This window comes from Paenibacillus sp. 32352, assembly GCF_002042965.1.
Lineage (GTDB): Bacteria > Bacillota > Bacilli > Paenibacillales > NBRC-103111 > Paenibacillus_S > Paenibacillus_S vulneris.
Window position 1 is genome coordinate 547,294 of sequence record NZ_MZNT01000003.1, and the last position, 13,013, is coordinate 560,306.

Genomic DNA, 13,013 nt, shown 5'->3' on the forward strand with positions numbered 1-13,013 from the left:
CCGGCATCGAAGACAAGGCTCACTTCAAGTGGGCTCATCCTGCAGGACAGTAGATCACTACATGGCGTATCTCCACAGCATCCAGCTAACGAAAGCACAAAGCGCGGATACAGCGCCGAAGCACCAGACGACCTTGGTTTCGCTCCAGCCGTATTTTAAGCTGTAATGAAAGTGGATCGGGGTCATTTTGAACAGCCGCAGCCTGGTTTTCTTATAATGCATGACCTGTAAAATGACCGACAGCTGCTCGGCGAAATAGATGAAGAAGAGAAGGGGAATAAGCACTTCTACCTTTTCCATTACTGACAAAAACGCCAGCGATCCGCCAATAGCAAGCGACCCGGTATCGCCCATGAAAGCCTTGGCAGGGAACATATTATACATCAGGAGACCGAGCAGCGCCGCAATCATAGCGAGACAGAACAGCTGAACTTCCCAGGAGCCGGATATTGCGAAAAAGAACAGGTAGGTAGGAATGGACGTGATAATAAGAAGTCCATCCAGACCGTCGGTGAAATTCACCGCGTTGGCCGTGCCGATAATAAATAACAGCGCAGCCGCTATGTACAGCATAGGATGAATATCCAGCACCGTACCACCCGGGAGTTTTATACTCGAGTCCAGGGGGGCGAGGTGAAAGTAATAATAAAGCATGGCAGCCGTCGCAGCAAATTGCAGAGCCAGCTTGGTCGTTCCGCGAATCCCCTCCGGATTCTGAAGGACAGCCTTGTTCATGTCGTCAATACAGCCGATGACACTGAACAGCAGGAACACAATAGTGAGAAAGTAGGCGATAGGCCCGGGATTCATCAGAAGAAGCACAACGGTGCCAATGATGAGGATAATGCCTGCCATAAGCGGTGTTCCCCGTTTGGCCTGATGGTTGGATGGGAGCTGGGAGCGGATCGGCTGGATTAAACGGAACGTGCGCAGACCCATAATCAAAACAGGGCACAACACGGCCACTAGCACAAAGGTTAGGCTGAACAAGATAACGCTATGGAGAAGCATGGAGAATTCACTTCCTTTTGAAGGGTAAGGGATGGAGATCGGGAGGCAAGTCTTATCTTATTGTTATGGAAGCGGCGTCAATTTAAAAGCGAAAAATGGAGCGGTATTTTTTCCGGTTTACAAGCCTGAAGGCTTGAGCATTGGAAAGTGCTTCAGAACATCGCTCTAATGAAGCATAATCATTAGCCTACTTTTGTAAAAAACAAGCCAACGGGCAGCAAATCTGTGCTAGAATAGAATGAGTTAATTGGAGTATCGTTGAAGGATGAACGTTAATACACAAAAAGTTGACGACAAAAGAGGTCTGGGTATGCTAAACAAATTGAACAAGGCTTTGGAAAAGGTCATGCCGCTTCTTACACCAACAGCTGTGGTAGTAGGCTTGCTGTGCTCGGCTTGGCTGCACTCATTGAGTTTTCTTGTATCGTGGATCTTCGCTGTGATGACCTTTGCGGGGAGCATTGGCTCCAATTTCCGTGATTTGGGCAAAGTCATGAAGCACCCGCTGCCCATTATTGCAACGTTCTTGATTCTGCATATCGCTATGCCGCTGCTGGGGTGGGCCGCAGGGTCCCTGGCGTTTCCAGGGGATGATTTGACTCAGACCGGATTTGTGCTATTGTTTGTCATTCCGACAGGAGTGGTAAGCCTGGTATGGGTAACCATATACGGCGGCAATATTGCATTAACCTTGGCGTTGATCCTGCTGGATACGCTGCTTTCCCCGTTTATCGTTCCGCTCAGCTTATCGCTGATTGTCGGAGCCAAGGTCCATTTGGACGTTTTGGCTATGATGAACGGTCTGCTGTGGATGGTTGTGGTCCCTTCCGTTGTCGGAATGATATTGAATCATCTGACCAAAGGACAGATCAAGAAGGTCTGGGGTCCGCGGCTCGCTCCTTTTACAAAGATCGGGCTGTTTATCGTCGTAGCTATTAACAGCTCGGTCGTGGCTCCTCATTTAAAGGAGATGAACGCCAAGCTGATTGTGATCATTGCAGTAGCTTTCGTCTGTGCCACTATAGGCTATTTGGCCGGATGGCTCGTCTCCCGGGGCATGAAATGGGATCAGGACGTGACCGTAGCCCTGACCTTCAATTCGGGAATGCGCAATCTGAGTGCGGGAGCTGTATTGGCAATTAACTTTTTCCCTCCGCCGGTCGTACTTCCGGTTATCGCGGGGATGCTCTTTCAGCAGCTGTTGGCCGCCATGTACGGGCATAATTTGAATAAACGGTATGGCTTGAAAAATGAGCCGTCCCAGGCAGCGTGAAGGTAAGCAAGCAAAAAAGCCATTTTTTCCTGTCGGAAAAGGAAATAATTGATACGGCATTGATTTTTTTTCCTTAACATGTTCTATAATAGAGGAAACAGAACATACGCCGGTATAGACCGGCTGCACACAAGAGGGAGAAATTCAAGTGAGTGGAAATTCCAAGCATACGGCAACATTATCGCTCGGGGTCATGGCTGCTGGCTTCGTAGGCACATTATTTTTGGACGGGACCAGTTCCTGGGTTCGTTTTGCCCAAAGCGGGTTTGAGGCAGGTCTGGTAGGCGGGCTGGCGGATTGGTTCGCGGTGACTGCGCTTTTTCGTCATCCGTTAGGCATTCCTATTCCGCATACGGCGCTGCTGCCCAAAAATCGGGATAAAGTGGCCAAAGCCTTCATCACTACGATCCAGGACGATCTACTGAGCAAGCAAAGCATTATGGACAAGCTGTCTCAAGTTCCATTGGTCGTTCGTCTGCTTCGGGGAGCAGAGGAGCAACTGGCATCTCCGGGGGCGAGATCCGGCATCGCTGCTATCAGCGAATATTTGATTACACAGCTACCATTGGAAACCATTGCGGCCTATGGAGAAAAAGAAATTCATAAGCTGCTGGAAGCTCTAGATATGAGGGCTTTACTTGATGCATTATTAGAGCAAGTCTATGACAGGCAATATGATGAAAAAGTGTTTGACTTCGTCCTCGATTTGTCCGAACAGCTCGTTATGAAAGAGGAGATTCGCGACAGGATGGGAATGATGGCGGTGCAGGCACTGACGCATCTCAAGACCAACGGGTTCATGCAGTTCGCATTGAATGCATTTGTCGGGTATTTTAATGAAGAAAAGCTGGGAGGCTTGATTCAACAATTTATCCTGACCGGCATTGAAGGCTTGCGCATGAAGGACAACGCCAACCGCAAAGCGGTCATCCATGCCCTGCGCTATTGGCTGGACAATCCGGTTCACCGGGATCAGATGGCTGCAGAAATGGTGAATTTGAAGGATCAGCTTGTCGCCCAATGGAATCTGGGGCAGAAGCTGCTGGAGCTGCTGCAAAAGCTTCAGCATCGAGCGCTGGAGTGGGTTCGTGAGGAGTCGTTCGCCGAGGTTTATGTGATTCCGTTCGCATCGAAGCTTATCCAACGGATCGAATCCGATACGGAGCTTCTTAACCGGCTGGAGCTTGGGCTTCGCGAGCAGATTGCCCGTTGGATTGAAGGAAACCATCACAAGATAGGCGCACTCATTAAAGAAAATATAGATCGGTTTGACGATGAGACGCTGATTCAGCTGATGGAGGACAAGGTAGGAAAAGATCTGCAGTGGATACGGGTCAACGGTGCCATTTGCGGTTTTCTGATCGGTATTGGACTCGCGGCGGTAAAGGCAGTTATCGGGTAAAGCTGAATATAACAGATTGGAAGGGGCTACTAGCTTCGGGACAGTTCATAAGTCGATCCGGAAATATTCACGGGTCGGCTTTTTTGATAATGGTGAATAGGGGGTGTCCTAATGTTTCACATTGTAGTAAAATAATGGTCAGGCACCAAATTTTGCATGGAATGTAAGCGCTGTTATTGCATGTTTAACGTTTGCAATGGTTTCGTAGTCTTTGACAAGCCTTATCAAGCAGCCAACGATGTCATGAAGCATCTTGGAAGCCGATGGAAGGGATGAGTGGATGAAGCATATCCTTATCGTCGACGACGAGCCTGTGATCCGCGCCGGATTAATGAAGCTGATCAAGCAGTACAGCCAATCGATTCAAGTACATGCAGTTCCAAACGGGATCGAGGCGATGGAGCTGATTCGCAAGCAGTACCCGGATTTGGTATTTACGGATATTCGAATGCCCAAGATGGACGGTTTGGAGCTGTGCAGAAACATCTCACAAATGAATTCGCAAGTTCGAATGGTCGTTATTTCCGGCTATGGCGACTTTACGTATGCGCAGAAATGCATGACCTTCGGGGTGAAGGAATATATGTTAAAGCCGGTTACGAAAGCAGAGCTTTACCCTGTGCTTGATCGTTTCCTTCATGAAGAGAAGAGCGCCTCCCTATCGATATCCGCATATGAAGATTGGCTTGAGCAAGCTGAGGCGGCTGTATGGACCGCTGATTTCGATGGATTGGACCGGCTGCTCAGACGATGGAGGGGGGATGACCTGGCAGGAAGGCTGACGACAGAGCAGCTGCAGCAAACAGCAGAGAACGCGTTACATTCTTTAATAAAAAAATTAAACAGGCGAGAGCTGCTTCCGTTCGTCATCCGGTCCCCTTTTACAACGAGGTTAAGCCATGAGGCTGTGCTCGAGCTATTTGAATCCGAGCTGACTCAATTAAGCGACCAGCTGGTCCGGTGGCGGGGCGGCAATCAGAAAAGCGTTTTTGAAGAGGCCAAAGCCTACATAGATGAGCATATAGCCGAAGAAATCAGCTTGGAAGCAGTGGCGGAAAAGGTCGGTCTTGCTCCCACCTATTTCAGCTATTTCTTTAAAAAAATGACGAATGAAACGTTCGTCCAGTACCGGATGAAGAAACGAATCGAATTAGCCAAAAGACTGCTCGAGCTGCCGCATTATAAGATCGCAGACATAGGGATGGAGATAGGTTATCAAAACTATCCCCATTTTACCAAAATATTCAAGAAGATGACGGGAACCTCCCCTTCCGAGTATCGGCAAATGCTAGGAATAAAATAAAGGAACCGGATCAGGGAGAAAGTCATGCTACCGAGCTTCATCAATCATCCAGAAATCGCTTTCATGTATCATCAGCTATTATGGCACACATAGAAATAGTATTTAGGATGAGGAGATGTACTTATGACGCATAGTAAATGGAAACAAACTGCACCCGGCATTTGGTCTGCGAAAGAAGGGGAGCCATTCTCATTATCCGCCATGTCCGTCATGGATAGAACGCCGAAGACCGAGGCATTGACGGCCATGAAGGAAGCCGTTTTCCCCTTGGATGCGGACAAAATCCGTATTGAAGCTACAGCCAGGCAAACGATCATTACACTGCCTCTCGAGCCGGAGGAAAAGCTGTATGGCCTCGGCTTGCAGCTGCTGAAGCTTAATCATCGCGGACGGACCCGGTATCTTAGAGTAAACAGCGATCCGAAACAGGACACCGGAGAAACCCATGCTCCGGTACCTTTCTACGTCTCAAGCAAAGGTTACGGCGTTATGGTGAACACATCGCGGATCGTATCGATCTACTGCGGCTCGGCCGTCAGCCTGGACAGCGGCTTAAGCGGGGAAGCCAAGGACCGCAATGCGGACAAATCCTGGAAGGCCACTCCGGTGTCGGACACCGTGGAGATAGTTATTCAAGAACCGGGAGCCGAGCTCTTTATTTTCGGCGGCCCGACGCCGCTGGACGCGGTGAGACGGTACAATCTGTTCCATGGGGGAGGAGTCCTTCCGCCGAAATGGGGACTCGGGTTCTGGCACCGGGTGCCAAAAGCTTATACGGATGAGCAGGTCGTGGCAGAAGCGATGTCGTTCCGGGAAAGGGAATTCCCCTGCGACGTTATCGGCCTGGAGCCCGGCTGGCACAGCAAAAGCTATCCCGTCACCTATGAATGGAATCAGGAAAGATTCCCCGATCCTGAGGGCTTTGTTAAGCGAATGGCCGAAGAGGGATTTCAAATTAACTTGTGGGAGCATCCCTATGTATCTCCAGATGCATCCATCTATGAACCATTGAAGCCTTTGTCCGGTTCACACACTGTATGGCATGGTCTCGTGCCCGATTACACGCTCGAGTCAGCCAGAGAAATTTATATGAAGCAGCACGAGACGGAGCATGTAGATATCGGCGTATCCGGCTACAAGCTCGACGAATGCGACGGAAGCGAACTGACTCGCAATTCGTGGATTTATCCGGCCCATGCCACATTTCCTTCCGGAGCGGACGGTGAGCAGATGCGACAACTGTACGGCTTGATGATCCAGAAGATGACCGATGACGTGTACCGCAGCAAAAACCGCCGTACCTACGGGCTTGCCAGAGCCTCATCTGCAGCGGCATCCTCGCTGCCGTATGTTCTATACTCGGATTTGTACGATCATCGTCAATTCGTAAGGGGGATGTGTAGCTCCAGCTTTAGCGGTCTGCTGTGGACTCCGGAGGTTCGTAAAGCGCGCAATGCTGAGGACTGGGTACGACGTATGCAGGTCGTATGCTTCTCGCCGCTCGCTATGGTAAATGCCTGGGCGGATGGAACGAAGCCATGGTCATTTCCTGAAGTCGAAGCGATTGTAAAAAAATACATCACATTGCGGATGAGGCTCATGCCGTACTTGTATTCTGCGTTTGCCCGGTACTGCTTCGAAGGGATTCCTCCGATTCGAGCCATGCAGCTGGAAAGCGGTACTGATTCTAGCTTGGCGGGCGGAGAGCATGTGCTGGACTCCACTGACTTTGCGTACGGCGGAGTCATCGATACGGATGTGGATGATCAATTTATGGTGGGGGATTCTCTGCTTGTCGCCCCGTTGTTTGAGGGGGAGAGCGAGCGGGACGTCTATTTGCCTGCCGGCGTATGGTACGACTTTGAAACCGGGGAACGATGGGAAGGCGGCCGTACCATCCGGGTTAGCGCAGGCTTGGACCGAATTCCGGTCTTTGTAAAGAACGGCGCGATCCTTCCAATGATGCCCGTCATGCAGCATGCCCCGGCAGCAGGAGAATCCGTCGATCTGGAGCTGCATCATTATGGCGATGCCCCCGGGAGGTTTCAGCTTTTCGATGATGATGGAGTCAGCTTCGCCTATGAAACAGGGGCATATCGATGGAGAACGCTGGAGGCGCGAGCTCAAGCAGACGGCACGTTAAGTGGAAATGTCTCCGCCGTCGATGAAGAATGGTCATCGGCTTACCGTACATTTACCTGGATTTTCCATCATCGTGGCGAATGAAAGACAAGCAGCAGGACGAGTTCCATATGGAATCAATACATTCTTATCTTAAGTTAGGAGGATTAGGAGATGTCACCATGGATTCAGCAGGGGGATACGGTATTATTTCAAGGCGATAGCATTACCGATGCCAAGCGGGTAAGAGATGACGGAAATGATCTGGGTAAAGGCTATGCTCTAATGGCGGCTGCTCAATATGGCTCGTTATATCCCGAGCAGCAGGTAAGGTTCGTGAACCGGGGAATAAGCGGCAACAGGGTCAAAGACCTTCAGGCCCGTTGGCAGGCGGATTGTCTTGATTTGAAGCCCGATGTCGTTTCTATTTACATAGGAATTAATGATACCTGGAGACGCTATGACCGCAACGACCCCACCTCAACGGAGCAATATGAGTCTGGCTATAGAAGCTTGCTGGAACAGACCGCCAAGCTAGGTGCAAGGCTGGTGCTGGTTGAGCCTTTTGTACTGCCGGTGCCGGAAGACCGCAAGCAGTGGAGAGAGGATCTGGATCCCAAGATCCAGGTTGTCCGTGAGCTGGCACGCGAATACGGAGCACGGCTGGTGCCGCTAGACGGCTTATTCGCACAAGCGTCGACACGGGCCGATTCCGCTTATTGGGCGCCGGATGGCGTACACCCATCACCCGCAGGTCACGCTCTGATTGCCAAGGCATGGCTGCAAGCTGTAGGAGCCATTTAAGCTTAGAAAAACAGCCCCACTGGCTGGTTGCGCCGGAATCTCAGCGCCTCCACCTGGTGGGGCTGTTTGGGTCTATTCAAGTCCTGCTGCACGGTATACTTGACGAAATGCTTCCTGTGATCTCTGCAGGAGCTGCTCACTGGATTGCTTCAAGGGCTCCGGAGTCAAAATTTCCTGGGCGATGACTCCGCGGTATCCGATCCGATGCAGAGCCTGTAGAAACCCGGGAAGATCGATGACTCCTTCACCGGGAAACAGCCTGTCGTTGTCCAGAACCTCCGAGACGGGAAGGTTCGGCGCGTCATTGATGTGGACGAGCACAATGTTCGAAGCATCCAGCTGAAGGATAGCGTCCGCATCAAGCTCGTTCGTGTACCAGTGATAGCTGTCGAACAGCAAGCCGACATTGCGTTCTCCTATTGTCTCGATCCAATCCAAGGTATCCTGCAGACCCCAAATAAAAGGGTTTTTCCAGCGAGTTCTTAGATGGTGGGGACCGACAAATTCCAATCCGAGACGAATGCCGTAGGGGGCTAGCATCTGTGCACAAACTCTTAAACGCCGTGTCGCTGCTGCCATGAAAGGAGCGGAGGCATGATCCGTCGATGGAAGGATGTAAGTGCAGCAGGCGGTGCATCCCAGAGCAGAAGCTGCTTCCGCATACCGGACGAGCGTGGGCAGTCCTGACATAAATTCTTGCTCTGTTGTTCTCCATTGAACGGGCAGCCCGATCGTTGCTATCTGAATTTTGGCCTCTTTGAGAATGGCCCGAACGCCGCCCAATCCTTTCTCTTGTATCCATCTTTCCAATTCCGCTCCGTCGGCGGCTATGGCTTCGAAGCCGTATGCCGCCGCCGCATGAACAAATTCCTCAATCGAGCCTACGTCGCCAATCCCAGCTCGTGTCAAGCCTTTCAACATAGTGCAGCCTCCTCTAAGAATGATTGCTATAGCGTCCAATCCAAAACAACCTCGTGACCGGTTCTGGAGGATTCATAGATGGCATCGAGAATCAGGTTGTTGGTAAACCCAGTCATGACCGAAGTATCAGGCTGCTTACCCTCACGGATGCATTCGATAAAATGCCGGCTTAAGCGAATCCGTCCGCCTTCATCGTTCGAAGGAGGGGTTAGACTGACTTCCACGGCGCGGTCAAACGACTCGGTCAAGAGCTTCCCTTGGTTGCCGCGAATGGAAGCGCCGCCTTCGGAGCCCATCAGGTGAATAAAATGCTGGCTGTCCGTGTCCATATGAACAGCCCAGCTGACATCCAAGGACAGGGTGCTGCCGTCCTCCATCTTGATTAGTGCGGCCGCCAGGTCCTCTACATCGAACCTGCCGTTCCAGTCGGGAGTTCCCCAAGTCCCGATACCGCGCTTTTTCGGCCCGAATTCCGCATAAGTGGATCCGTAGACGGAAACAGGCTTCGGATTGCCCATCAAGAAAAAGGCCAGATCCAGCATATGAACTCCGATATCGATCAGCGGACCGCCTCCCGATTCCTCGCTCCGGGTAAACCATGTTCCCCAGCCCGGTATGCCTTTGCGGCGAAGCCACCCTGCCTTGGCGTGATAGATTCGTCCGAAGGCGCCTTTATCAGCCTGCTGCTTTAGCTGCAGAGGCAGCCATTCCCAGCGCATCTGATGCGGGATCATGAGCACCTTGCCGCTCTCGCGCTGGGCATTGACGATGTCGCGGGCCGAAGGAACATCGATAGCCATGGGCTTCTCCAACAGCACATGCTTGCCTGCTTTAAGAGCCTGAATTGCCAGCGGAGCATGCCATTTGTTGGGGACTCCTATGACAACAGCATCGATATCGGGGGCGGACAGCAGCTCCTCCGCGGTTTCGCAGCAGCGGGGGATGCTGTATTCCGCAGCCCTCTGCTGTGCCAGCGGGTAGTAGGAATCGGTGACCGCAGTAACGATTGCATCCTGCGGGAGCTGTTGAAACGTTTGAATATGGACCCGGCCTATGTTGCCGGCTCCCAGGATGCCAATGCGAATAGGTTGTGATTTCAATGGAGACCCTCCTTATAATTTTCGAAGAAAAACGGTTTCGAAGAAGTGCATCAATTTTTGGACAAACCGCATGTTGTCAGAAAACGATTTCTTTCTTATAGTAAGATGGAACGCAATAAAAAGCGTCCCAATTTTTACGGGAGATATCCCAATATTTCAGCAGGGGTGAATTTGGATATGGCTGTCATTCCGCGGTATGTAACCCATTATCCGAATATGGATTCGTCCTTTCCTTTCCATATAAAGATTCATAGGCTGGAAAACGGCTTCGAATCGCATCGGCATGATTTTATGGAATTTTCATACGTCATTGCGGGGTATGGATCGGAGATTATTAACGGCGTGGAGCATCGGATGATGCCGGGGACCTTCACTCTCGTTATGCCTTACCAGTATCACGAGATCATCTCCGAGCCGGGTCAGCCGCTTATTTTATATAACTGTAATTTCGGGCTGCATCTGTATGCGCAAGGGGAACAGATTCCGGGGATCGACTGGCTCCAAGCGGAAGAGTCGCTGCCGCCTTTTGCCCAAATCGAGGAATCCGAGCATGCTTATTTTGTGTCGGCCTTGGAAGAAATGCGCAGGGAGTACATGGAGGAGAATTTGTGGAAGCATGCGCTTCTCAAAGCCAAGCTTACGGAAGTGTTGGTCCGCTTTGACCGGTTTCGAAGAAGCGCCGAATCGCCGGGAGCGGTGGGCGGTACCCTGTGCGAGAAGGATAAGGTACAGCCTAAGGGGAGCATTTGGCAGGTGCTGCATTATATCCATACCCATTATCAGGATGATCTGACCTTATCGGGCATTGCGGATAGTTTCGGATTTAGTGTGCCGTATTTGAGCGAGCTGTTTAAAAAAGCTGTTGGGCAAAATTTCCTCGCCTTCGTACATGAGGTCCGGATTAGACAGGCGTGCGCCCTGCTGGTCTCTACTGAAATGAACGTATCCGACATTGCGCTCGAAACCGGGTACGGCTCCTACAATACATTTTCGCGGATATTTAGGGAAACGAAAGGAATGACGCCGGCAGCATACCGGAAGCTGAAAGCCATGCAGCCCCAATGACATGAACTGACTTCGGGGCCAAAGATTTCATGCTGAGGCGGAGTTGCAAGCCATTGATGAGATGAAGCGGAAAGAGGGCGGCAAGCCGAGTCCCTCATCTGTATTCTTTGGTGCCCAGTAAGCCATACATAGGGAAGCCCCGAGAGACTGGAAGCGTCGCTCAGGGCTTTTTACTAACGATGGGAAGGGGATAAGGTTGTGATTGACCTAACACGGTTTCTTTCTCATCGACGACCCTCACTTGCAGCTCGACAGCCGATGAGTTCTCCACGAGCTCTTTAGGAATGGCGGCTGTGATGACTTCTTCGGAGAGCCATGTGGTAGGAAGCGCGATACCGTTAGCATAAATAGTAGAAGCGATTCCGAAGCGTCCCCCCTTGACGGTAACGGTCGCAGATTTTTTCAGCTCGTTGACAATGCCGTCACCCAGTGTTATTTTGTCTGGTGTCACCGAAGTAATAACGGGGTCGCCGTACCCAACAATGTAGGTGGAAGCGGATGTGCCGGGCTGCTCCTCTCCGAGATCGCCAAACAGGATTTGATCCTGCCTGGCCTTGTATTCGGCCAAATCCTCTTCGTTGATATTCATTTCCTTATAATAGGCCTTCGGCGGAATAATAGGGATTTGCTTCGATAACCGGGATAAATACTCGGTATATCCGCTTCCTTGCAGCTTGGCCAGCTGCAGCACATAAGGACCTAGGAACGAAGGGCTGAAATGCAGCGTATCTTTGGCATCCGGTTTATAATTGTTCCAGACGACCACGGGGACGCTGTACATTTTCTCCAGAAAGTTCGGGTCGTTCTTGCCTTCGATGTAACCGCTCTCTCGGTAAACGAAATAGTCGTCTTCAAGGAAGGGCAGATGATCGCCGAAAAAGACGATAATCGTAGGCTCCTTTACTTTGCTGTAATGATCCACGAGCTCATGAAGCATGTTATCGGCACCGCTGGCCCCTTGTGCATACGTTTCCAAAATGCTTAATGCTTCACCGGACATTGTTCCTCTGGTGTCCTTGATTTCAATCGTATTGCGTTTGAACTTGTTGGACCAGTAATGATAATGATTTTCCATTGTATTGGCAAAGATAAAGTCCGGTCCTTCACTTCGCTCGCTTTCCTCAATAATTCGTTTGGCTACGGCATGGTCGCCGATATAAGGCCCGACATATTCGTTAGGGTTGAAATATTCAAAGCTGATGAAGCGGGAGAATCCGAGATGCCTGTACACGTTGCGGCTGTCAAAATACCAATTGTAAAAAGGGCTGATAGCGGTAGCCGTATAGCCTTTTCTGGCCATAATCGTTGCCAGGGAATCGACGTCCCTTTTAATAAACTCCTCATAAGCGATGGAGCCTTCAGGCAAAAAACGCATCGAGTTGCCTGTCAGCACCTCCAGCTCTACATTGGCCGTGCCGCCTCCGAATTGCGGGGACAGCATCCAGCCGCTCGTATATTTCTCTTTCAGAGCGTGATAGGTCGGGATAGGGTCCTTGCTGAAGGATAAGCCCTCGATCAAGGTCGGATCCCAGAAGGCTTCGCTTAGAACGACGATCACGTTGGGACTTCGTTCCAGCTCCTCCTTACTCCAGTCCTCTGTCGATATATCCAGCTGAAGCGGTTTTCTGGGTGCGGGAGCCTCTTCCGTGGAGGAAGTGCGGAGTAGAGCGAATAACCCTGCTGCAAGCAGGAATGCGGCAAGGCGCATCCAGGCAGGGAAGCGGCGAAATGGTTGTAATGACATGGACACGGCTCCTATTCAACTTAACTGCCCCTATTATAGCATGGGGTTCAGGAGGGTAAAACCATTTTTAGAAAGCGGTACCAAAACATTTTGTCATTCCGTGGGCAGATTTCTTGATTTTATTTGAAAAATCCGTTGACGTTCCGCACTCGATCTACTAAAGTTACATCCATACGCTTTTTTTCCAATTTGTGATAGGCTAGATCGCATCTCAACAACACCGACATGCGTGTTCGACAGGTGAACCAATCCACTTTTACGCGGGTGCG

Annotated in this window: 10 protein-coding genes; 6 read left to right on the forward strand and 4 right to left on the reverse strand. The window is 50.8% G+C overall.

Features of this window, described 5'->3' with window-relative positions:
• Positions 1-57: 57 nt before the first annotated feature.
• Positions 58-1,011: a phospho-N-acetylmuramoyl-pentapeptide-transferase gene (locus B1728_RS10160; RefSeq protein ID WP_079910065.1), complete on the reverse strand. Its 954-nt coding sequence runs from the start codon at positions 1,009-1,011 to the stop codon at positions 58-60.
• Between the two features lie 310 nt (positions 1,012-1,321).
• On the opposite strand from B1728_RS10160, the gene B1728_RS10165 reads away from it, so the two are divergent.
• From B1728_RS10165 to B1728_RS10185, 5 genes are all read left to right on the forward strand, one after another.
• Positions 1,322-2,284 (forward strand): bile acid:sodium symporter family protein, encoded by a 963-nt coding sequence (locus tag B1728_RS10165; protein ID WP_079910066.1) that lies wholly within the window; start codon positions 1,322-1,324, stop codon positions 2,282-2,284.
• Between the two features lie 148 nt (positions 2,285-2,432).
• On the forward strand, positions 2,433-3,686 hold the full coding sequence (locus B1728_RS10170) for a DUF445 domain-containing protein (protein WP_079910067.1): 1,254 nt from the start codon (positions 2,433-2,435) through the stop codon (positions 3,684-3,686).
• 280 nt (positions 3,687-3,966) lie between these two features.
• Positions 3,967-4,989: a response regulator transcription factor gene (locus B1728_RS10175; protein ID WP_079910068.1), complete on the forward strand. Its 1,023-nt coding sequence runs from the start codon at positions 3,967-3,969 to the stop codon at positions 4,987-4,989.
• A gap of 123 nt (positions 4,990-5,112) precedes the next feature.
• Entirely contained in the window at positions 5,113-7,215 is a 2,103-nt protein-coding gene (locus B1728_RS10180) for a glycoside hydrolase family 31 protein (RefSeq protein WP_079910069.1), read from the forward strand.
• 69 nt (positions 7,216-7,284) lie between these two features.
• Positions 7,285-7,914 (forward strand): SGNH/GDSL hydrolase family protein, encoded by a 630-nt coding sequence (locus B1728_RS10185; protein ID WP_079910070.1) that lies wholly within the window; start codon positions 7,285-7,287, stop codon positions 7,912-7,914.
• Positions 7,915-7,986: 72 nt separating this feature from the next.
• On the opposite strand, the gene B1728_RS10190 is transcribed toward B1728_RS10185, so the two are convergent.
• Both B1728_RS10190 and B1728_RS10195 read right to left on the reverse strand, forming a co-directional pair.
• Complete coding sequence (locus tag B1728_RS10190; protein WP_079910071.1) at positions 7,987-8,835, reverse strand: sugar phosphate isomerase/epimerase family protein; 849 nt, start codon at positions 8,833-8,835, stop codon at positions 7,987-7,989.
• A 26-nt stretch (positions 8,836-8,861) separates the two neighbouring features.
• Complete coding sequence (locus B1728_RS10195; RefSeq protein ID WP_079910072.1) at positions 8,862-9,935, reverse strand: Gfo/Idh/MocA family protein; 1,074 nt, start codon at positions 9,933-9,935, stop codon at positions 8,862-8,864.
• 177 nt (positions 9,936-10,112) lie between these two features.
• Between B1728_RS10195 and B1728_RS10200 the strand changes: the two genes are divergently transcribed.
• Positions 10,113-11,000 carry an AraC family transcriptional regulator gene (locus B1728_RS10200; RefSeq protein ID WP_179135965.1) on the forward strand — a complete coding sequence of 296 codons (888 nt, stop codon included), beginning with the start codon at positions 10,113-10,115 and terminating at the stop codon, positions 10,998-11,000.
• A 160-nt stretch (positions 11,001-11,160) separates the two neighbouring features.
• On the opposite strand, the gene B1728_RS10205 is transcribed toward B1728_RS10200, so the two are convergent.
• Positions 11,161-12,744 carry an LTA synthase family protein gene (locus tag B1728_RS10205; RefSeq protein WP_079910074.1) on the reverse strand — a complete coding sequence of 528 codons (1,584 nt, stop codon included), beginning with the start codon at positions 12,742-12,744 and terminating at the stop codon, positions 11,161-11,163.
• Between the last annotated feature and the right edge of the window lie 269 nt (positions 12,745-13,013).

Coding starts and splice junctions, on each gene's coding strand:
- B1728_RS10160 (WP_079910065.1), bottom strand. CDS start 1,011: ATGCTTCTCCATAGCGTTATCTTGTTCAGCCTAACCTTTGTGCTAGTG.
- B1728_RS10165 (WP_079910066.1), top strand. CDS start 1,322: ATGCTAAACAAATTGAACAAGGCTTTGGAAAAGGTCATGCCGCTTCTT.
- B1728_RS10175 (WP_079910068.1), top strand. CDS start 3,967: ATGAAGCATATCCTTATCGTCGACGACGAGCCTGTGATCCGCGCCGGA.
- B1728_RS10180 (WP_079910069.1), top strand. CDS start 5,113: ATGACGCATAGTAAATGGAAACAAACTGCACCCGGCATTTGGTCTGCG.
- B1728_RS10185 (WP_079910070.1), top strand. CDS start 7,285: ATGTCACCATGGATTCAGCAGGGGGATACGGTATTATTTCAAGGCGAT.
- B1728_RS10190 (WP_079910071.1), bottom strand. CDS start 8,835: ATGTTGAAAGGCTTGACACGAGCTGGGATTGGCGACGTAGGCTCGATT.
- B1728_RS10200 (WP_179135965.1), top strand. CDS start 10,113: ATGGCTGTCATTCCGCGGTATGTAACCCATTATCCGAATATGGATTCG.
- B1728_RS10205 (WP_079910074.1), bottom strand. CDS start 12,744: ATGTCATTACAACCATTTCGCCGCTTCCCTGCCTGGATGCGCCTTGCC.